Raw genomic sequence first — 21,849 nt, 5'->3', positions numbered from 1 at the left:
TCGCTAAAAATGTACCTGCCTGTGAGAGATCCGATTTGCCCGATATGCTTTTAAACACCTTAAAACAAAACCTAACCAAGAACTAAATCTTGCCATGACGAACTATCAAGTTAAAACCTACGACGAGTACCAGGATGCTTACAAGCGCAGCGTAGAAGACCCGGAAGGTTTTTGGGCTGATATAGCTGATACTTTTACCTGGCGCAAGAAGTGGGAAAAAACACTGGAGTGGAATTTTGACGAGCCGAGCGTAAAGTGGTTTCAGGGCGGCAAGCTCAATATCACTGAAAATTGCCTGGACCGCCACCTGAAAACCCGTGGCAATAAACTGGCCCTGATCTGGGAGCCAAATGACCCGAAAGAAAGATTTGTACGCTATACTTACCGCGAGCTGCACGAGAAGGTATGCCAGTTCGCTAACGTGCTCAAGAAAAACGGAGCCAAGAAAGGCGACCGCATCTGCATTTATATGCCCATGATTCCGGAGCTGTCGGTTGCGGTACTGGCTTGTGCGCGTATCGGTGCCATTCACTCCGTGGTGTTTGCCGGTTTCTCCGCCGTAGCCATGGCCGACAGGATAAACGATGCCCGGTGCAGCATGGTGCTTACCTCCGATGGACTGAATCGCGGAACTAAACAAATACCCGTAAAACGCGTGGTAGACGAGGCTTTGGAAAACTGTACTTCCGTAGAGAAAGTGATTGTGATAGAGCGCCTGGGCTGGGCAGTGAACATGGTGGAAGGCCGTGATGTGTGGTATCATGAGGAGGTGCAGACTGTGAGCAAAGATTGCCCAGCCGAGGAAATGGACGCCGAAGATATGCTGTTTATACTTTATACTTCAGGCTCCACGGGCAAGCCGAAAGGCGTGGTACATACCTGCGGCGGCTACATGGTGTATGCCCAATACAGCTTCTGCAACGTGTTTCAGTACCAGGAAAGCGATGTATACTGGTGTACGGCAGACATCGGCTGGATAACGGGCCATACATACCTGCTCTACGGCCCGCTGCTGAGTGGCGCAACCACGCTGATGTTTGAAGGCGTACCGACCTATCCGGATAACGGCCGTTTCTGGCAGGTGGTGGATAAGTTTGGCGTGACCATCTTCTATACTGCCCCAACCGCTATTCGCGCGCTCATGGCCGGAGATCTTGATGATGTGCTCTCTTATAGCCTGGATTCGCTCCGCGTGTTGGGCTCTGTAGGAGAACCTATAAATGAAGAAGCTTGGCATTGGTACCATACACACGTTGGCAAGGAAGACTGCCCGGTGGTGGATACGTGGTGGCAAACCGAAACCGGAGGCATCATGATTTCCACGCTGGCTGATGTAACTCCGATGAAGCCAAGCCACGCCGGCCTTCCGCTGCCGGGCGTACAACCGATACTGGTAGACAGCGACGGAAATGAAATTAAAGAGAACGGTGTGGAGGGGTACCTGTGCGTAAAGTTCCCGTGGCCAGGTATGATACGCACGACTTATGGCGACCACGAACGTGCCCGCCTCAGCTACTTCTCTACATATAAAGGTTTATACTTTACCGGAGATGGCGCCAAGCGCGACGAGAACGGTCTATATCGTATTATTGGCCGTGTAGATGACGTCATAAATGTATCGGGACACCGTTTCGGTACAGCAGAAATAGAGGAAGCCATCAATCACAACGAGCATGTGGTAGAGTCTGCCGTGGTGGGTTACCCGCACGATGTCAAGGGCCAGGGCATTTACGCCTTCGTTATCATTAAAGACAAACCGGAGAAAGAAGAATACCTGCGCGCTGAGATCATCGAGACGGTGGTGGAGAAAATCGGTAAAATCGCAAAACCGGACAAGATCCAAATCGTGAGCGGCCTGCCAAAAACGCGCTCCGGCAAAATCATGCGTCGCATCCTGCGCAAAGTAGCCGAAGGAGATACGTCTAACCTCGGCGATACTTCTACACTACTCGATCCGGAGGTGGTAGAAGAGATAAAGGCTGGTGCTCTATAAATTATAAAATTAGTTTAGCTGAATTTTTAAACCCCTGTAGCCGCTGCTACAGGGGTTTTTGTTGCTGGTTTCAGCCATATCTGGCTTTCAGCGCGTTCTTATTTGTCAGAATCAGAATTTTCAGGATGCATGGATGAACAGGATTTTCGCAGTGCCTGGTCCAACCACCCCTAACCTCTCAGAGCTACGCTCGCTAGTTTCGAACTCTCGTTCTCACTAGTCTAAGGAGGGGAATTCTGTAGAAGCTCCGTCAGCAGTGTCTATTGAAAACTGATCCCAGTCTTTCCGTGGGGGTAGGGGCCCTCGACAAAGAGCGCCTTGTGAGATTCCGGTGCCCGTGAGGGCATTGCGACCGAAGGGTAGCAAAGGAAGGGAACACAGCGCGATGCGGGAAGACGAGGCCTCCCGGCCTGGAGGGAGCCAAAGCCAGAAGTGAAACAAATAGGTTGTAAAGCCGTGGATGAACTAACGATTAGAAAGGATAGCTTGTGTCCAATTGAAGAAAGCAGCGGCTAAAGTATAACTCTTCAGGCCAGTTGAGTTGCAAACTCAACTTCATTTTAAGACACGAGTTGAAAACTCGCGCCAGCGGGGAGGAGCAAGAAGTATTTTCCCAAACACAATGGGAGGCGGCAAGAGATGCTTTGTTTCAAACCATTTTACCTCATTCTCAAAAACCTTACTTTAAATATATTCCTGCCCTTGCTGGTGTTTTCACCAACAAGCAAATCACTCGTCTTACAACCCAAAAAAACTATCTTTGCAGCAGAAACAAGTACAAGCTATGATCGACGAGACGCATAACCCCTGGACCACCCTATCCAGCAAGCCGGTTTACCAAAACCCCTGGATAAAAGTACGAGAAGACAAGGTGCTGAACCCTGGCGGCGGCGAAGGCATTTACGGTGTGGTAAGCATGAAAAACAAAGCTATCGGCATTATCCCCATAGATGACGAGGGTTATACTTACCTCATCGGGCAGTACCGCTACCCGCTCAACGAGTACAGCTGGGAAATACCAATGGGCGGAGGCCTCATAGAAAACGACATTTTAGAATCCGCGAAGCGTGAGCTGCAAGAGGAAACAGGCTTTACCGCCGCCCGCTGGACCAACATCTGCCGCCTGCATACTTCCAACTCCGTAACCGACGAAGAAGGTTTTGTTTTTCTGGCGGAGGAACTAACCGCCGGCGAAACTGCTTTTGAAGAAACGGAGGAACTGCACATCAAGAAAGTGCCTTTTAAAGAGGCGGTGCGCATGGCCATGAACAACGAGATAACCGATGCCATCAGCGTGGCCGGTATCCTGAAGGCCGCTTTTCTGCTGCAGGAGCAGGGCAGGATGTAAGCAACATGTCAGACAATGAGCTGGCGCAAGCATGAACGCTAGCGCTATAGCAGCATTACAAGGAGGCACGGGACGAGGAGCAGTTGTAGTTTTTATGCTTCAGCAAAGTATAAAAGCTGTATATTACTGCGTTATACGGGCAGCCAAGGCAATGGCAAACTAAGGGATTATACTTACATTTGGATACATGAAAGCCATAAAGTACATATCACAGCGGCTCTATACTACCTGGTGTGTTACCTGGTTTGTTCTCCCTTTTGTGGTGACGTATCCGCTGCAGGCCGTGCTGATGCGCCGGGTGCAGTGGTACAGGCAGTTGCACGGCGTTAACAGGTTCTGGTCCTCCACGTCGCTACGCATGTTCCTGACGCCGCTGCAGGTGGAGTGGCGCATGAAGTTTAACCCGAAGCAGCGTTATATTTTTACCGCTAACCATAGTTCCTATCTTGATATTCCGGTGATGCTGCATGCCATTCCCGGATTTCTTAACTTTGTGGGCAAGGCCGACCTGTGCAAGGTGCCGCTGTGGGGCAAGGTATACGAAAAGCTATACATTTCCGTGGACCGCAAAAACGCCATCAGCAGTGCCAAAAGCTATATTAAGTCGGCAAAGACACTGGAGCAGGGGCGTAGCCTGGCTATATTTCCGGAGGGCACTATTCCTAAAACAGCTGGCGAGCAGCTAATGGCATTTAAGGACGGCCCTTTTAAACTGGCCATTGAGAAGCAGGTGCCGGTAGTGCCGGTAACCATGCCTTACAACCAGCACTTCCTGCCCGACCTGGACGGTAAACTGAAAGTGCGTTGGCACCCGCTCAAGATTGTAATTCACGAACCGATCGAGACGAAGGGGCTAACACTGCAGGACCTGCCGCAGCTGAAGGAGCAGGTTTTCAATATCATACAAACAGAAATTACGAAACATACTCAAGTACATGTCAACAAATATTCAAACCATCCGCAAAATAGCGCATTTAGCAAGGCTGGAGTTTAACGAGGAGAAGGAGCAGGAGGTGCTGCAGGACCTGAACAAGATCCTGAACTGGGTAGACCAGCTGAGTCAGCTCGATACGGAGCAAGTGGCCCCGCTTATTCACATGTCTGAGGAGGTGAACGTGCTGCGCGAAGACGAGCCGCGCAATACCGTTTCGCACGATCAGGCACTGCTGAATGCCCCTAAAAAAGACTCCGACTACTTCCGTGTACCAAAGGTGCTGGAATAAGCTCTGGACATAAGTGCAAGGAACGGTCTTGTTTTTTAGCTGCGAAAGATACTTTTATCCGGTGGCAAAGCAGCAGGAAGTATAAATCAAGTATCTTGTGTCTTATGTCCTGATACTAGTGTCGCGAAAAATATATGAGTAAAATTAAGTTTTGGCAAGGATGGGATACGAACACCAGGTATCCCTATCTTTTTTTACTGCTGTTAGGCGTGCTGGCGCTGCTGCTGGGGGTATATCATTACTTCTCCGGCGAAGCCACGGCCATTGCCTGGGATAAAATAACCGATCTGCAGGTGGTACCGGTTCCGGTAAACGAGGTGCCGGGGCTGCTGGAAAGTTTTACCCTTTCAGCAGACGGTTACCTGCTTTTTGAGCAGTACGATGTAGCCCTTCCTGCCGTAAACACGGTGGCCGCCAGCCTTCTGCTGTTTATTTTAGGCGTTTGCCTGGCCTTTTATGCAGCCGCTATCAGTACCATGCGGCAGCTGCCATACTTTGGCGGCGTTCTGCTGCTGATGCTCTTCCTGGCTACTTTCAACTTTGATTTGCTGGATATATTTGGCGGGGCGGGGCAGACCATGCTGCTGGTAAGTATTGTGCTCTTCGCATTAAGCAGTTATGCTTTTCAGGCCTTCTTCCCGAATACCGGCCTAGGGCTGCGTGTGGTGGCCATGCTGGGCGTGGTGGCTGTGCTGGGCCTGCTAATGTATACGGAAGCCGACTTTACCCCAGCATTGATCACGCTGCACCTGGTGAGCTATAGCTCGATTGGGTTATTGGCTGCCACTGTGCTTTTTATGCTTTGGGTGAGCTATGAAAACGTAAACGCACTGCTCTGGATCAACACTCAGGCCAAAACACCGGAGCGGCGCTTCAGTATGTGGCAGTTCCTGCTCATCAGTATTTTATACTTGCTGAGCCTATTGCTTATGTACCTGCAGCACATGGGCTATATCAGCATCGAGGTTTTACCGCTCAACGCATACCTTATACTTCTGCTGTCTACGGTGGCGGGTTTTTGGGGCATGCGCCAGCGCCAGGCATACTATGGACATCTGTTTTCGTTCCGGCCTACGGGCGCAGTGCTTTATCTGGTATTTGCCACCATGGCGTTCCTGAGCATTGGCTATGCTTTTGCTACCGCCAACGATTCGCTTACGCTGCTTTATCAGAACCTCATTGTGTATACGCACCTGGCCTTCGGTTTTGGGTTTTTGATGTATGTGATGATTAATTTCGGCAGATTGTTAGAGCAACGCCTGCGGGTGTACAAGGTGGTGTATGAGCCTAAAACCTTCTCGCTGTTCTCATTCTTCATCATGAGCCTGGTTATTTGTGTGGTGCTGATTATGCGCACGCAGTACCGTTCATACTTTCAGGCGCAGGCCGGTTACTACAGCTACATAGGCGACCTGTACCGCGCTTCCGGCAACGATATTCTGGCAAAGCGCTTCTACGAGGAGAGCGATATGTACGATGACGGCAACGTAAAAGCCAATTATAGTCTGGCAGCCATGTACCGGCAAGAGGACCAGCGGAACCAGGAAATCCTGCTGCTGAAGGAGGCCTTGGAGCGTCGCCCGAGCCCAAAACTGTACGTACGCCTGGCTAACCTCTACGACGAAAAACAGTATTTCTTTGAGAAGCTGTATGTACTGCAGCAGGGGGCGGAGCAGTTCCCGGAAAGCGCTGAGATTTACAATAATCTGGCTCTGCTCTATACCCAAACCAGCGTACAGGATAGCACCGAATATTACTTTAACCTGGCCAACGAGCATGGGCGCAACAACGATGTAGTACGCAGCAACCGCTTGGCCTACTACACCCGACAGGCAATGCTGGAGCCTGCAAAAGCTGTGCTGGAGGAGTCCAGAAAGAGTAAGTACATAACGCTGCGCAGCAACCAGGCCGTGCTGCGCCAATTGCTGGGCATGGATCCGCAGGACAACGAAAGTTTTATGCCAGACTCCCTGAAGCAGGTAGAAGACTTTACCCTGTTCTACAACCAAACCATCAGCAGCTTGGATAATGGCGATACCACTCGTCTGAAACTTATCAATAGCTACCTTAATGTGCAGGGCAATCAGTTGTTTTATAGTGATTTGCTGTACCTGAAGGGTTTGGTGCACCATTACAACGGCTTGCCACGTGAGGGAAGGCGCGTAGTCGAGAACCTGGCACTGCAGATGGAAAACCAAAGCGGATACTACTATAACTCGTTGGGGCTGTGGATGCTGGAGGAGAAAAACTTCCGTGCCGCCGCCGCCTACTTTAAAGAAGCAAAAGACAGAGGCTACACGCAGGCATACTTGTCGCATGGCTATGCACTAGCCATGGCGCATCAGCCGGAGGCGGCAGTAGCAGCGCTGGAAGAGGTAGCGTATACCGAAAATGAGGCTGCCGTGGCTGTTGCCCAGGAACTGGCCATGCTGCTCCGGCAGGATGTAGAGACAGTGCTACGCGAAGGTACGGACAAAGACAAACTGCAGTACTTGCTGAGCTACCTGCCAACCTTAACGCTGGAGCACGTGAATATGCTGGTAAATACGGTGCAGGAAAAAGACCTGAAGCGGCATGCAGTAGTAACCCGAGTGGAGTATCTGCTAAATCAGAAGCGCTGGAAAGCAGCCTACGATGCCATACAGGAAGCAAGCGCCATGCAGCGGCCCGAAGGTGCCCTACGCTCCACCTTAAACCTGCAGCAGCTGAAGCTTTGGCTCAATACCGAGAAGTATGATCTGCTGCTCAATAAGATGGACCGTTTATACTTGACTGACCGGGACAAGCGCATGCGTTTATACTTTAAAGCTCGTGTAGCTGAAGCCAGGGGGCGCAGCGAGGAGGCGGCGGCGCGCTATGAGCAAGCTGTTAAAATGCTGACCTATGATGAAGAAACACTGCTGGCTGCCGCTGATTTCTTCAGGAAGTATAAACCCGGCGACGAGAAAGCTTATAACATATTGCTGAGCGGCATCACCTATAATCCGTATGCTGTGCAGCTGCATAAAGCCTACGCACTGGAAAGTATAGAGCAAGGCTTATATTCTTATGCAAATCAGGCTTCTGAAACGCTGCAAAATTTGCTTCCTCCCTCAGAATATGCTACATTTATAGAGATATTAGAACAAAAACGCCAGGAAGTGGAGGCCCGTGCCGAAAACTGGCAACTATGAAATAAAGCCGTATGAGCACCATCATCGAAACCCACGACATCTCGAAGGTATACCGCATGGGTACTGAGACTATCAATGCCCTTAAATCGGTATCCATCAGCATCAACAGAGGAGAGTATGTGGCCTTTATGGGGCCATCCGGCTCGGGAAAATCTACGTTTATGAATATTATCGGCTGCCTCGATACACCAACCGGCGGCACCTATATTCTGAACGGGCAGGATGTAAGCAACATGTCAGACAACGAGCTGGCGGAGGTGCGGAACAAGGAGATCGGCTTCGTGTTCCAGACCTTTAACCTGCTGCCAAGGCAGTCTTCGCTGGAAAACGTGGCCCTGCCGCTTATTTATGCCGGCTACAACAAAAGCCAGCGCGAGGAGAAGGCGCAGCAGGCGCTGGAAAGCGTAGGCCTGGGTACCCGCGGCAAGCACAAACCAAACGAGCTTTCGGGTGGTCAGCGCCAGCGTGTGGCCATTGCCCGTGCTCTTATAAACAATCCCAGCATCATACTTGCCGACGAACCGACAGGTAACCTCGACACCAAAACCTCTTATGAGATTATGGAGCTGTTCGAGAACCTGCACTCCAAAGGCAACACCATTATTATGGTAACGCACGAAGAGGATATCGCCAAGTACGCGCACCGCATCGTGCGCCTCCGCGATGGCCTGGTAGAATCAGATACAGTAAACCCGGACATAACCACAGCCTCCAGACTACAGGCAGAACATCAGTAATGAAGATATACACCAAAACAGGCGATAAAGGCACCACCGCACTGATTGGTGGCACCAGAGTCTCTAAAGCAAATCTGCGAATAGAAGTATACGGCACTGTAGACGAGCTGAACTCCTACATAGGCCTGGTGCGTGACCAGGAGGTGAACAAAAGCAGGCTGGATATCCTGAAGGAAATCCAGGACAGGCTGTTTACCGTCGGCTCTACGCTGGCCACAGACCCAGCTAAAAATACCAAAATGGCAACGCCAGACCTGCACGAGGAGGATATCATACTTCTGGAGCAGGAAATAGATATGTACACGGCTGAAGTGCCTCCATTGCGGGCGTTTGTGTTGCCGGGCGGGCATCAGTCTGTGTCGTTCTGCCATGTGGCCCGCTGCGTTTGCCGACGTGCCGAGCGCTTGGCCATTAGTCTGCAGGAAGTTTCGCCGGTGGATGACCTGGTCATAAAATATCTTAACAGGCTTTCTGACTATCTATTTGCCCTGTGCCGTATTATGACACAGGAGCTGGGAACTGAGGAGGTAACCTGGAAACCGAGAATGTAGCACCATACCATACAACCTAAACGGAATTAAAAAACAACACTTAACTATGTCCTTAGATATGCTAACTATACCGGCACAGTGCGTGGCAGAATCGCGTATTGCAGAGCTGGACTTTAACAACATTGAGTTCGGGAAGATCTTCTCAGACCACATGCTGGTAGCCGATTACAAAGACAATGAGTGGCAATCGCCGCAAATATTACCCTACGGTAACATGACGATGAGTCCTGCAACCTCAGCCCTACACTATGGCCAGTCTATTTTTGAAGGTATGAAAGCCTACAAAGATGCCAATGGGGATATTTTATTGTTCCGCCCGCTGGAAAACTTCAGGCGACTGAACAAATCTGGTGAGCGTATGTGCATGCCGGCCATTACCGAGGATATCTTTATGAAAGGGCTGGAGCAGCTGCTGCGCTTAGATGCCGCCTGGGTGCCGCCAACGGCTGGTTGTGCCTTATACATTCGTCCGTTTATGTTTGCTACCGACGATTTTATTGGCGTGCGTCCATCGGCCAGCTATCGTTTCACCATCTTTACATGCCCGGTAGGCGCCTACTACGGCCAACCGCTTAAGGTTGCTATTGAGCCGGATTATGTACGCTCAGCAGAGGGTGGAGCCGGTTTTGCGAAAGCTGCCGGTAACTATGGCGCGGCCTTATTGCCTGCCCGTAAAATGCAGGAGCGGGGCTACCACCAACTGATCTGGACCGATGCAAAAGAGCATAAGTATATTGAGGAGTCAGGTACCATGAACCTAATGTTTGTGATAGACGGAAAACTCATAACGCCGCCTGTAAGCACCACTATACTTGCTGGCATAACCAGAGACAGTGTGCTGCAGCTGGCTAAGGATTTAGGCTACACAGTAGAAGAGCGAAAGGTGTCTATAGATGAACTGGTGGAGGCCCATAAGGCAGGTAAACTGCAGGAAGCCTTCGGTACAGGTACAGCAGCCACTATTGCGCAAATTGCCACCATACACTATAACGGCGAAGACATGGACTTGCCGGCAGTAGAGGATCGCGAGATTTCAAACCACATCTCTACGGAGTTAGATAAGATTAAAACAGGCGAGACGCCGGACACGCACAACTGGGTGCACCGTATACGGCTGTAGCGTAACCTGAAAGTATAGAATGCTGAAGTATAAGCGACTGAGTTTATACTTCAGCATTTTGTTGTTTAAAAAGAAGTATAACCACAACACGCTAATGACAACTGAGCAAGTAAAAGAGTTGAAGGCCAGAGTAGAGGCCTTGAGGAGGTATCTTTGACTACGATGCCAAGAAAGAGCAGATAAAAGAAACGGAAGTACAGACTACTGCCCCTAATTTTTGGGATGACCCGAAAGAAGCAGAAAAGATACTGAAAGAAATCAAGTCAATCAAAGTATGGACAGACCACTACGAAGAAGTAGACAAGGCGGTCTCAGACTTTGAGGTGCTGTTTGATTTCTACAAAGAAGGCGATGTGTCGGAGGAGGACATACAGCAGGAGTATAAAAAAGCGGAAGGGGCTGTAGAAGGGCTGGAGTTTAAGCGCATGCTGAGCGGAGAGGAAGATCAGCTCAGCGCTATTCTGGAGATCAACCCAGGTGCAGGCGGCACCGAAAGTCAGGACTGGGCCGAAATGCTGATGCGCATGTACATCATGTGGGCTGAGTCGCATGGGTTTAACGTGAAGCAGCTGAACTACCAGGCAGGAGATGGAGCAGGCATACGCTCTGCCACGCTGGAGATTACCGGAGATTTTGCCTATGGTTACCTGAAGTCTGAGATAGGAGTGCACCGCCTGGTTCGCATTTCCCCGTTCGATTCAGGTGGCCGCCGCCATACTTCGTTTGCCTCTGTGTTTTCCTATCCTGTAGTGGAAGATACCATCAACATTGAGGTAAACATGGCCGATATAGAGTGGGATACTTTCCGCTCAGGAGGTGCAGGCGGGCAGAACGTAAACAAGGTGGAGACGGCTGTGCGCCTGAAGCATAAGCCAACTGGGATTGTAATAGAGTGCCAGATAGAGCGTTCACAGCTGATGAACAAGGAACACGCTATCCGAATGCTCCGATCCAGGTTATACCAGATAGAAATGGAAAAGCGCAATGCCGAACGCGACCGTATTGAAAGCACAAAGAAAAGAATTGACTTTGGCTCACAGATCCGCAACTATGTACTTCATCCTTACAAACTTATAAAAGATGTGCGTACAGGTGTGGAGCGAACAGATGTGCAAAATGTATTGGATGGAGATTTGGATGAATATATCAAAGCTTATCTCATGCAGGCATAAGTAAAAAGCCGCAGCAAAAAATAAAAAAGGCGCCCAACTTGGGTGCCTTTTTTATTTTTTGAAAAGCAGTACTAAAAAATTTAAATATAAGAGCATTTTAAATTTGGTTTATCCTTTATTGTTGTTAAAACATTGGTTTGCAGTATGATGGTAAAAAGTCCATTTAAGCAACAAATAAAGGGTTTTTCTGGTCTTGCTCTAGTCGTGATATAATGCATTAAATTTATTGTAGGCATCTAAGAAGCTATTTTATAGTGTTTTAACATTGAACAAGATTATTTAGTACCTATTGTTTTTAATATAATTACTGCATATTATTGGGCCTGAATAGATGTCTATTACTGTTATATAGTTGTTTTAGGCCAGCAGCTGATCAGTATAGGTAACTATCACCCCAAAAGTAGAAGCGGGCTTTCAAAGGCTCGTCATACTTGAAAATCTCACTACTTAAATTTTTCGTGTCGCAGGGTGGTTTAGCTAAAACCATCCTGAAATAAGTGCAAAAATTAAAATTCATAGAAATATGAGCATGGCAGAGCCTTGTCCAAATTTCAGAGTAAGTGCAAAAATTTAAAACCAACCAATTCTATTCACCTTAATTTCAAACAACAAATGAGAAAACTATTACTGATGAGTTTTGTGATGGTGCTGGCGCTGCTGCAGCAGGCCTATGCCCAGAGCAGAACTGTGTCTGGTACGGTTACCGACCAGAGCACATCGCAAGGACTGCCTGGGGTTGCAGTAATTGTGAAAGGCACCACAGTGGGCACAACCACTGGAGCTGATGGCACTTACACAATTAATGTACCAGCAAACGGCAATACCTTAGTGTTCCGTTTTATCGGTTACCAGACTGCTGAGAAGGCTATCGGCAACGCTAGTACAATTAATACCGCCTTAGCAACTGACCAGAAACTTCTGGATGAAGTAGTGGTGGTAGGTTACGGTACGCAGCAGAAGAAAGACGTTACCAGTTCTATTGCCTCTGTAAAGGGATCTGACATTGCTAACCTTGCTACACCATCGTTCGATCAGCAGCTTGCAGGTCGTGCTTCAGGTGTACAGATCACGCAGCCATCAGGTATCCTGGGCGCTCCTCCAAAAATCAACATCCGTGGTGTTAACTCCATCTCCTCAAGCACACAGCCCCTTATCGTAATTGATGGTGTTCCTGCTGCTGTTTCTGGCAACGTTGGTGCTTTTACGCCTTCTAACGCACTGGCCGACATCAACCCGAACGATATCGAGTCATTCGAAATTCTGAAAGATGGTGCTGCTACTGCTGTTTACGGTTCTCGTGCAGCAAACGGTGTTATCCTTATAACAACTAAGAAAGGTAAGTCTGGCCAGGCTAAGTTTTCTTATGACGGATGGGCTGGTACTGCCAAGGCTATCGAACTGCATGACCTGCTTAACGCGCAGCAGTTTGTTGATATCACAAACGAAAAGTATGACAATATTGGTCAAACATCGCCTGCAGTGCTAGGTGAGTTCGATACTGACTGGAACGATGAAGTTTTCCGTACTGCTTTCCAGCACAGCCACGCTTTCTCTGCTAGCGGTGGTTCTGAGAGAAACACTTACTACTTCTCATTAGGTTATTCTAACCAAGAGGGTATCGGCCGTGCAAACAGCCTGGAGCGTTACTCTGTACGTACTAACCTGACTTCTAAAGTAACTAAGTTCCTGGATTTTGGTTTGCAGGCTGGTTTAACTAACCAGATCAACCAAGGCCCACTTACAGGCTCTAACAGCTTGTCTGGTAACATCTTCAGTGTTATCCGTATGCACCCTAACGTGCCGGTATTTGACCCTACTCACCCAACAGGCTATAACGTTGACCTTGTTAACAACAGAGCATTAGGACGTGGTCCAAACACTGCCACTATTGCAAACGGTATTCCAAACATCCGTTTTGTACTAGACAACAACGTTCGTAAATCTACTACTTACCGTGGTTTAGGTAACGTATACCTGGATTTCAAACTTGTTGACAACCTGCGTTTCAAAACATTGTTAGGTGTAGACTTAACTATGGTTGATGACTTCTTGTTCAACGATCCTCGCCATGGCGACGGTCAGGGTTCAAACGGGTTAGTTTCACAGGCTTACAATCCAATCAAAGCGTGGAACTGGCAGAACATCCTGAGCTATAACAAGACTTTCGGCGATGTGCATAACTTCGACGCGACATTGGTTCAGGAATACAACAAGTACAGAAGCAGCTGGTTCCAGGCACAAGGCACTGGCCTGTCTGACCGTTTCTTCAATGAAAACCTTGTAAGCGGTACTTTTGCTAACCAGTTTGCAGACGGTGGCATCGGTGAAAATGGCCTGTCTTCTTACCTGGGTCGTTTCAACTACAACTATGCTAGCAAGTACTACTTCGGCGCCTCTATGCGTGCTGACGGTTTGTCAAAGCTTTCTCCTGACAACAAGTGGGGTTATTTCCCAGGCGTATCAGCTGCTTGGAGAGTTTCTGAGGAAGAGTTCTTCAAGAATTCTTCTGCCCTTAGCGTTATTTCTGACTTAAGAATACGTGGTAGCTACGCAGAGGTGGGTAACATCAACATCCCAGGTGGTAACTACCCTTACCTTGGTGCATTCGGTTCTGCACAGTACGGTTCAATGAACGGTATCGCTTTCAGCAACACGGGTAACCCGGATCTGAGATGGGAAGCACAGAAAATCACTGACTTTGGTATGGACATTGGCTTGTTTGACGGCCGTCTGAACCTGGAACTTGCTTACTGGATGAAAGACAACTCTGACATCGTACTTTCTGCTCCAACTCCTCCATCTTTGGGTGTGCCTAACAACTCCATCACTAGAAACGTTGGCCGTGTTGTAAACAACGGTATCGAGTTCTCGATCTCTGGCAACATCATCGACAAGTCTAACTTCAGCTGGAACTCTAACTTCAACTTCTCTACCCAGAACAACGAAGTGAAAGAGCTAGTTAGTGGCAACGACATCGTGTTTGAGTACACTATTCACCGCGAAGGTGAGTCTATCAACTCGCTGTACGGCTACCAGTACGAAGGTGTAAACCAGGCAAACGGTAACCCACTCTACCGTAAGGCTGATGGCTCTCTAGTACAAGGTAACATTTCTGGTAACGGCGGTTCTTCCCGTGTTTACTACGGATACGATCCTGCTAACCCAAGTGCACTTGGCGAGAGATCTTCGCTTACATCTGCTGACAAAACTATCTTAGGAACTACATTGCCTAAATGGTTTGGTGGTTTAGATAACAACTTTAAGTATGGCAACTTTGATGCGAACATCTTTGTGCGCTTCTCAGGTGGTAACAAGATCATGAACCGTACGCGTCAGGACCTGTTAACAATGGCATTTGAGAACAACGGCACAGAGGTTCTTGATAGATGGCAGAGCCCAGAAAACCCAGGCGACGGCCAAACTCCAAAGTTGGCTGCCGGTGCAGAGTATAGCAACTTCATCAACACAAACGGCGAAACTTCTTCTCGTTTTGTTGAGGATGGCGACTTCCTGAAAGTGAGCAACCTGTCTATTGGTTATACACTGCCTAAAGCAATTACTGAGCGTGCCAGCATCGATCGTCTGAGAGTATATGCGCAGCTGCAGAATGCTTTTGTGTTCACCAAGTACACAGGCCTAGATCCTGAAACTTACACCAGCATCTCAGGCACTAACAGCAACTTAGGTGTTGACTGGAATGGTCAGCCTCAGCAGCGTGTGTTCACTGTTGGTCTAAACCTTGGTTTCTAATTTTTAAATTTTCCGACAATGAAAAATAGATCATTTATAAAAAATAAACTGAAGTTAGCCCTTTTGGCCCCAGCGGTTTGCTTTTCGCTGATGCTGACTTCTTGCGACAAAGAGGTGACGGAACTCGCCCCTTATGATCGTCTTACCGAAGAAAGTGCTTTTACAACGCCTGAGCGTGTTGAGCTTGCCGTAGCTGGTGTTTATGACGCCGCTCAAAGTGGTTTTTACGCCGGTGGTGCTGTGCGTGGCTATCCGTTTGGTGCCGCTCACATAGAGCAGGGTGATGCCCGTGGCGAAGATATGCTGAACCTGGAGGCGTTCTATGCCATTACTTACGGTTCTTCCTACAATGCTGCTTCTGCCAACAACGTTTATCACTTTGAGACGCTATATGCCGTTGTAAACAAGGCAAATATCGTTATAGAAGGTGTTGAAAAAGCCGTTGCAGACGGTTTGATTACGGCTGAGGTAGGTAACGCTTACATTGGCGAGGCCCGCTTCCTGCGCGCTTTATCTCACCATGAACTGTTAATACACTTCGCACGCCCTTATAACCATACAGCTGATGCGTCGCACATGGGTGTGCCTTACAGAACACTGCCTGTAAACACTCCTGCCCGTGTAGAAGAAGCTCGCCAGCAAGGCAGAGACTCTGTAAAAGACGGCTATGCTAAGGTGCTGGAAGACCTGAACTACGCTGAGGAGTTCTTACCTGCAACACGTGCCAAGCAAATTTCAAGAGCTACAAAAGGTGCTGCTATTGCTCTGAAGACAAGAGTTAAGCTGCACATGCGCGATTGGGCAGGTGTAATTACAGAAGGGAACAAGCTAATTTCAGGTACTGATACTTATATAAGCCCTATTGGTGGTTATAAGCTTACAGCTTCTCCTGAAACTCCTTTTGCTAACAACGCAACAAACACAGAGTCTATTTTCTCTTTTGAGAATACCTCTAATGACAACGCCAGTGTAAACGGTTCACTGGGCCAGATGTATAACGCCGGTACTGGTGGGCGTGCGCTGGTTTCAATCAGCCCTATTATCTGGAATGCCACTTTCTGGCCAGCTGATGATGCTCGTCGTAACATCACGGTTAGCAATGCAAGAGCTATTTATTCTAACAAGTACAGAGATGCCGCAACGCAGTCTGACTGGTCTCCGATTATGCGCTATTCTGAAGTACTGCTGAACGTAGCAGAGGCTGAGTCTAGAGCAGGAGATAGTGGAAGAGCGCTTATGCTGCTGAATGCAGTACGCGGTAGATCTACAAGCCAGACTTATTCAAACATTTCTGGTGATGCTCTGACACAAGCTATCGTTAACGAGCGTCGTATCGAGTTCTTGGGCGAAGGTATCCGTTGGAAAGACATCCATCGTTTAGCTAAAGAAGGTAAATTCGGTCCTGCAGGAATTCCTGCCAAGGTGGCATCTGCCAACCTGAAGCGTGAAGACTTTGTAGCTGCCAGCGGTAGTGTTAGAGATGCATCAATTGCGATTCCGGCTATTCCTTATGAAGATTTCCGCTTCATCTGGCCAATCCCGATTTCTGAGATCAATGCTAACCCAGTGCTAGCTGCTCAGCAGAACCCTGGATACTAGTTTAATTTAAGATTAACATTGAAGCCCGCCAGTCGTTTGACCGGCGGGCTTTTCTTTTTATACTTGCGCCTATACTTTATACTTATGCTTTTACCTAACCACAGCGGCTATACTTTGGAGGCTGGCGTAGACGAAGTAGGGCGCGGTTGCCTGGCAGGGCCGGTGGTGGCCGCCGCTGTTATCCTGCCTCCTGGTTACCAGCACCCGCTACTCAACGACTCTAAGAAACTTACAAAGAAAACGCGTGAGATGCTGCGCGAAGAAATAACGCAGAACGCAGTAGCTTGGGCTATTGGAGAGGCCTCGCCGAAAGAAATCGACAAAGTTAATATTCTAAACGCCACTTACCTGGCCATGCACCGCGCACTGGAGGCATTGCAGCAGCAGCCAGAGTACCTTTTGGTAGACGGTAACAGGTTTAAGCCTTATAGCCAGGTGCCCTTTAGCTGTATGGTTAAAGGTGATGGGAGATTCCTGTCGATAGCGGCGGCCTCTGTGCTGGCAAAAACCTACCGGGATGAGCTGATGTGTAAACTGGCGACGGAAAATCCATACTATGGCTGGGAGCAGAACGCAGGTTATCCAACCAAGGCGCATCGGGCCGGAATCGCTGCACACGGAGCCACAATGCACCACCGGAAGTCATTTGCACTGCTGCCACGGCAGCTAAACCTGCTTTAACCATGCATCAGCAACACTTGCTGCTCTGCTGTTAAATATTCCCAAAGTATAAAGGCGCTGTATCCGCGGATACAGCGCCTTTATACTTTGTAGGTTTAGGGCTACTTAAGCTTGATCAAGTCAAGGAAAAGGCTGAAGCTGTCTAATGAAGAGTCGCTGCGCTCAAAGCTATCGAAGGAGAGTGGCTTTACGATGTAACCCGATACGTTCAGGCGCTGGGCAGCCATGCGGTCTGATTCCTCGTTAGAGGTTGTCATGATAAACACCGGGATGTGGCTGAACTCCGGATCGCGGCGCAGTTCTGTCAGAAACTCAAGCCCATTCATTTTGGGCATGTTGATGTCCAGAAGTATAACGCTGGGCGATGGGGAAATCTTTGGCGCTTCTTGGCCGCGAAGCATGTTTAGTGCCTCTTTGCCGTTTCGCGCCTCAAAAATCGGGTGAGTGATACCGATTTTCTTCAGCTCCCGCTCTACATTCATAGTGTCCAGGTAATCATCCTCCACTAGCAGGATATTTACTATTTCTTTCTCGCTCATTATACTAAATTGCTTCTGATCGAATTTAACAAAGCTATAAAAATTTTTCATCTTTACCGGTATGTTTAGGCCAGGTAAAGGTAAAAGTTGAGCCTAGGCCCGGTTCGGAATTTACCCAAATAGTGCCACCGCGGAGCTCCACAATTTTCTTGACGATGCTCAGCCCGACACCAGTACTTTCCAGCGCATCCCGTTCCTGAAGCGTCTGGAAAATAACAAAAATGCGGGAATGGTACTCCGGATCTATACCCGGCCCATCATCTGCCACAGCAAACACATGAAACTCGTCTGTCTCATGGTACTGAACGGTTATGGTTCCTTTATCTTTATCGTGGTACTTGATGGCATTGCTGATCAAGTTGCTGAACACCTGCTGCAGCTGTACACGAACGGTATACAGAGTTGGTAAATTGTCCTGCACATCAATTTTAAAACCATTTGGCGGCGAGAGCAGGTCAACTGTTTCCGAAAGCAGCTCATTCACATTAACGTCTTCCTCCACCTGGCTGGTCCGGCCAATGCGCGCGAGGGCAAGTATACCGTTAATCAGGTTCTCCATCCGGTGTACGCGTATGCGCATCATAATGAGGTACTCCTGCACATTTGGCGGAAGCTGGTTTCCCATATCTTCCTCCACCCACCGAGAGGCCACCTCAATGCCCCGCAATGGCGCCTTCAGGTCATGCGACACGACGTAAGCAAACTGGTCAAGCTCTTTGTTTTTGAGGTCCAGTTCGGTAAAAGTCTCATCAATGGTGTTAGACATACGATTAAGTGAGTGAGAAAGTCTACTCAATTCGTCATTACTTGTATCTACAATCTGCGTCTTGTACTCACCTTGCGATATCTGTTCGGCCAGCGTTACCATTTTTAGGATTCGCTGGGTAATGAGGCGGGTAATGTAGTATGCCCAGCTAAGGCCAAGTATAACAGACAGAATAGTAAGTATGGTGGAGAGGTGGCGGGTGTTGTTGATACTGTTGCTGAGGCGCTGGTTACGTTCCTCGCGTACTTTATACTCAAATGCGTTAAACTCGCGGAAGGCATTTCTGACAGTATCGATAATGGCCTTTTCACCGAGAACCAGGTTTTCCAGCTGTAAGTCCAGTTCCCGTTCTGTCATCAACGAATCCTGGTGGCCGCGTTTCATTTTAATAAGCGGCTCGGCGTATTCTTTCTCAAACCGCTGTTGCAGCATGATAATCTCATCCAGTTTTATTTTCTGGTTTGGAGAGTTGGAAACAAAGTTTTTGGTTTCCTGCATCAGTGCAGGCATTTGGTCGCGGGCCTGAAAGTATGGCTTCAGGAAGGTTTCGTTCCCGTTTAGCAGGAAGCCGCGCAAACCTGTTTCCATATCAATAATATTTCTTTGCAGAGAGGCTGAATTGCGTACCACAATCTGTGACCTTGAGACCCACTGCGAGTTTTCGATAACAGCTTCTGAAAGACGGAAGTTAACGATAGCCACGGCAGTAAAGAGCACTGATATTAGCAGAAATCCGGCAAATAATTTTACAGAAAGTTTCATGTACAAGGAGTGAGGCTATACTTTAATCCGCAATTTTGGCGGCGGGCAAGCTAAAAAGCAGGTGTAGCTGTGCTGGAGTATCGTAAAATCAGGCAGGTACCGGTGCTTCGTAAGGCTGCAGCTGCAGTGCGAAGCATGAGGAAAGGGGTAAGCATATATTTCCGTTGGCTATTATTATGGTTTTCGCTCATACGCATGTAGCAAGTATAGGTTGCGGCTGCAGCAGGAAAATTTAGAGTGTTGAGGCGGCAGCGGCGGGGGATAAATTTAGGATGCGCCCGAAATTTACTTATTTTTGCTTTAAATTAAGAACAGTTAAAACTGACATGGAACTTAAGAAAATCGCTCTGAACGATGTGCACGAGGCGCTGGGCGCTAAGATGGTGCCTTTTGCCGGCTACAACATGCCTGTACGTTATTCATCTGATATAGAAGAACATAAAACTGTGCGTGAAGCTGTCGGTATTTTTGACGTATCGCACATGGGAGAGTTTATGCTGCGCGGCCCAAAAGCCCTGGACCTGATCCAGCGTGTAACCTCCAACGACGCCTCTAAACTGGCTGACGGAAAAATTCAGTATTCCTGCCTGCCGAACGAGGCCGGTGGCATTGTGGATGACCTGCTGGTGTACCGCCTTTCAGAAGAAGAGTACATGCTGGTGGTGAACGCCTCTAACATAGAAAAAGACTGGAACTGGGTAAGCAAGTATAACACTGAGGGCGTGGAGATGGAGAACATTTCTGACGAGATGTCGCTGTTTGCAGTGCAAGGGCCGAAGACGGCGGAAGCCCTGCAGTCGCTGACCAAGATCGACCTGGCTACCATGGTTTACTATACTTTTGATAAAGGTGAGTTTGCCGGCGTGCCAGACGTAATTGTTTCTGCTACAGGTTATACTGGTTCGGGTGGTTTTGAAATCTACGTGAAGAACAAGGATGCCAAAAAGGTGTTCGATGCCATTATGGAGGCAGGCAAGGATTTCGGTATCAAGCCAATTGGCCTGGGCGCACGCGACACGCTGCGTCTGGAGATGGGTTTCTGCCTTTACGGCAACGATATTGATGATACAACCTCCCCGATTGAGGCTGGTTTAGGCTGGATCACGAAGTTTGACAAAGACTTTACCAACGCTGATAACCTGAAGGCGCAAAAGGAGCAGGGCGTGAGCCGCAAGCTGGTTGCTTTTGAAATGCTGGAGAAAGCCATCCCACGCTCGCATTACGAGATTGTAAATGCAGCCGGTGAGAAAATAGGAGAGGTAACTTCAGGCACTATGTCGCCGTCTCTTGGCAAAGGCATCGGTATGGGATACGTTGCCAAAGAGTACAGCAAGGCTGGCTCTGATATCCTTATCCGCATCCGTAACAAAGACATGAAAGCACAGGTAGTGAAGCTGCCTTTCGTGAAGAAGTAAAATCTACTTGTTAAATGGCTGAATGGTTAAGTTGTTGGGTCTGTTTCCAGGCAGTTTAACCATTTAGCCATTCAACAATTTAACAATCAATAAGTAAAAGATGCCAAGTATAGATGTGTGCTTCAGCCCGGAGCTGCTGCACTTGTATGAGCTGAAGGGAAAGGCAGTGGTGGCAGTGGATATTCTGCGGGCTACCTCAACTATGGTAACTGCGTTTGCTGAGGGAGCTGCCCGTATTTTTCCGGTAATGGAACTGGAGGAGTGCCGTGCACACGCAGAGAGCGGCTGCCTGACAGCGGCTGAGCGAAACGGTGTAAAAGCGGAGGGCTTCGACTTAGGGAACTCCCCGTTCGGTTATATGGATGGGAAGGTGCAGGGCCGCAATATAGCCATCACCACAACAAACGGTACCCGTGCCATTCGGATGTCTGAGGCTGCCGAAGAGATTGTGGTGGGCGCTTTTCTGAACCTGCAAACGGTCGCTGATCACTTAACAGAATTGGGTTTGGATGTGCTGGTAGTTTGCGCCGGCTGGAAAGGACAGTTTAACCTGGAGGATACGCTGTTTGCCGGAGCGCTGGTAGAGCGCCTGCAAAAAACCTTCGCCTCTGAGAACGATAGTTCTTTGGCCGCTTTATACTTGTACCAGACCGCTAAAGCCGACTTGGTAACTTTTCTGCGGCAGTCATCACATGTGCGCAGGCTGGAGCACCTCGAAATACACAAAGATATTGAGTTTTGCCTTCGCCACGATGTATATAACGTGCTGCCCGTGTGGCGCCACAATATGCTAGTGGACCTTAAAGTTAGAGAGTTAAAGGGTTAGAAAGTTATAAAGTTTCAGAGTTGGACTTTCAAAGTACAAAACGGCAGCGGCTGGCATTAATCATAATGCCAGCCGCTGCCGTTTTGTACGGTGCTGTAAGTATAATGCTAATTCTTTAGAGGCTGTTTTGATTTTATTTTGATAATTTTTTAAGCATCAAGTGAATCATAGCCACTCGTATCATTGTCTCAGAT

17 protein-coding genes are annotated in these 21,849 nt (G+C 48.6%); 15 read left to right on the top strand and 2 right to left on the bottom strand.

Annotation, left to right across the window (positions count from 1 at the left end):
• Positions 1-94 precede the first annotated feature (94 nt).
• From acs to Q1B04_RS02195, 13 genes are all read left to right on the top strand, one after another.
• Positions 95-1,993, top strand: coding sequence for an acetate--CoA ligase (gene acs, locus Q1B04_RS02255; protein WP_299755030.1), 1,899 nt, complete (start codon positions 95-97; stop codon positions 1,991-1,993).
• Positions 1,994-2,565: 572 nt separating this feature from the next.
• Positions 2,566-2,781, top strand: a complete 216-nt coding sequence (locus Q1B04_RS02250) for a hypothetical protein (RefSeq protein ID WP_299755027.1) — start codon at positions 2,566-2,568, stop codon at positions 2,779-2,781.
• Positions 2,778-3,341, top strand: coding sequence for an NUDIX hydrolase (locus Q1B04_RS02245; RefSeq protein WP_299755025.1), 564 nt, complete (start codon positions 2,778-2,780; stop codon positions 3,339-3,341). The genes Q1B04_RS02250 and Q1B04_RS02245 overlap by 4 nt, the downstream gene beginning before the upstream one ends.
• Positions 3,342-3,528: 187 nt before the next feature.
• Positions 3,529-4,335 (top strand): lysophospholipid acyltransferase family protein, encoded by an 807-nt coding sequence (locus tag Q1B04_RS02240; protein ID WP_299755023.1) that lies wholly within the window; start codon positions 3,529-3,531, stop codon positions 4,333-4,335.
• Positions 4,277-4,564 carry an Asp-tRNA(Asn)/Glu-tRNA(Gln) amidotransferase subunit GatC gene (gatC, locus tag Q1B04_RS02235; protein ID WP_299755020.1) on the top strand — a complete coding sequence of 96 codons (288 nt, stop codon included), beginning with the start codon at positions 4,277-4,279 and terminating at the stop codon, positions 4,562-4,564. Before Q1B04_RS02240 ends, gatC begins: the two co-directional genes overlap by 59 nt.
• Positions 4,565-4,698: 134 nt before the next feature.
• A complete protein-coding gene (locus tag Q1B04_RS02230; RefSeq protein ID WP_299755018.1) occupies positions 4,699-7,737 on the top strand; it encodes a hypothetical protein in 3,039 nt (1,012 codons plus the stop codon).
• Between the two features lie 11 nt (positions 7,738-7,748).
• Complete coding sequence (locus tag Q1B04_RS02225) at positions 7,749-8,474, top strand: ABC transporter ATP-binding protein (protein WP_299755015.1); 726 nt, start codon at positions 7,749-7,751, stop codon at positions 8,472-8,474.
• Positions 8,474-9,025, top strand: coding sequence for a cob(I)yrinic acid a,c-diamide adenosyltransferase (locus Q1B04_RS02220; RefSeq protein ID WP_299755012.1), 552 nt, complete (start codon positions 8,474-8,476; stop codon positions 9,023-9,025). The genes Q1B04_RS02225 and Q1B04_RS02220 overlap by 1 nt, the downstream gene beginning before the upstream one ends.
• Before the next feature lie 46 nt (positions 9,026-9,071).
• Entirely contained in the window at positions 9,072-10,145 is a 1,074-nt protein-coding gene (locus Q1B04_RS02215; RefSeq protein WP_299755009.1) for a branched-chain amino acid aminotransferase, read from the top strand.
• A gap of 94 nt (positions 10,146-10,239) precedes the next feature.
• Positions 10,240-11,317, top strand: a protein-coding gene (gene prfB, locus Q1B04_RS02210; RefSeq protein WP_299756183.1) for a peptide chain release factor 2 whose coding sequence is annotated in 2 segments (ribosomal slippage) — positions 10,240-10,299 and positions 10,301-11,317 — 1,077 coding nt in all. Because the reading frame shifts where the segments join, the coding sequence is not laid out codon by codon here.
• Between the two features lie 612 nt (positions 11,318-11,929).
• Positions 11,930-15,067, top strand: a complete 3,138-nt coding sequence (locus tag Q1B04_RS02205; protein WP_299755006.1) for a TonB-dependent receptor — start codon at positions 11,930-11,932, stop codon at positions 15,065-15,067.
• Between the two features lie 18 nt (positions 15,068-15,085).
• A complete protein-coding gene (locus Q1B04_RS02200; protein ID WP_299755004.1) occupies positions 15,086-16,666 on the top strand; it encodes a RagB/SusD family nutrient uptake outer membrane protein in 1,581 nt (526 codons plus the stop codon).
• 84 nt (positions 16,667-16,750) lie between these two features.
• Entirely contained in the window at positions 16,751-17,347 is a 597-nt protein-coding gene (locus Q1B04_RS02195) for a ribonuclease HII (RefSeq protein ID WP_299755001.1), read from the top strand.
• Positions 17,348-17,448: 101 nt separating this feature from the next.
• On the opposite strand, the gene Q1B04_RS02190 is transcribed toward Q1B04_RS02195, so the two are convergent.
• Positions 17,449-17,937 (bottom strand): response regulator, encoded by a 489-nt coding sequence (locus Q1B04_RS02190; RefSeq protein ID WP_366524596.1) that lies wholly within the window; start codon positions 17,935-17,937, stop codon positions 17,449-17,451.
• Positions 17,921-19,414: an ATP-binding protein gene (locus Q1B04_RS02185; RefSeq protein ID WP_299754999.1), complete on the bottom strand. Its 1,494-nt coding sequence runs from the start codon at positions 19,412-19,414 to the stop codon at positions 17,921-17,923. The genes Q1B04_RS02190 and Q1B04_RS02185 overlap by 17 nt, the downstream gene beginning before the upstream one ends.
• Positions 19,415-19,740: 326 nt before the next feature.
• On the opposite strand from Q1B04_RS02185, the gene gcvT reads away from it, so the two are divergent.
• Positions 19,741-20,829, top strand: a complete 1,089-nt coding sequence (gcvT, locus tag Q1B04_RS02180) for a glycine cleavage system aminomethyltransferase GcvT (protein ID WP_299754997.1) — start codon at positions 19,741-19,743, stop codon at positions 20,827-20,829.
• Positions 20,830-20,929: 100 nt separating this feature from the next.
• Complete coding sequence (locus Q1B04_RS02175) at positions 20,930-21,655, top strand: 2-phosphosulfolactate phosphatase (RefSeq protein ID WP_299754994.1); 726 nt, start codon at positions 20,930-20,932, stop codon at positions 21,653-21,655.
• Positions 21,656-21,849: the final 194 nt, after the last annotated feature.

The sequence above is a fragment of the uncultured Pontibacter sp. genome (assembly GCF_947495565.1).
GTDB lineage: Bacteria > Bacteroidota > Bacteroidia > Cytophagales > Hymenobacteraceae > Pontibacter.
This window is presented reverse-complemented; position numbering and strand designations above follow the sequence as displayed.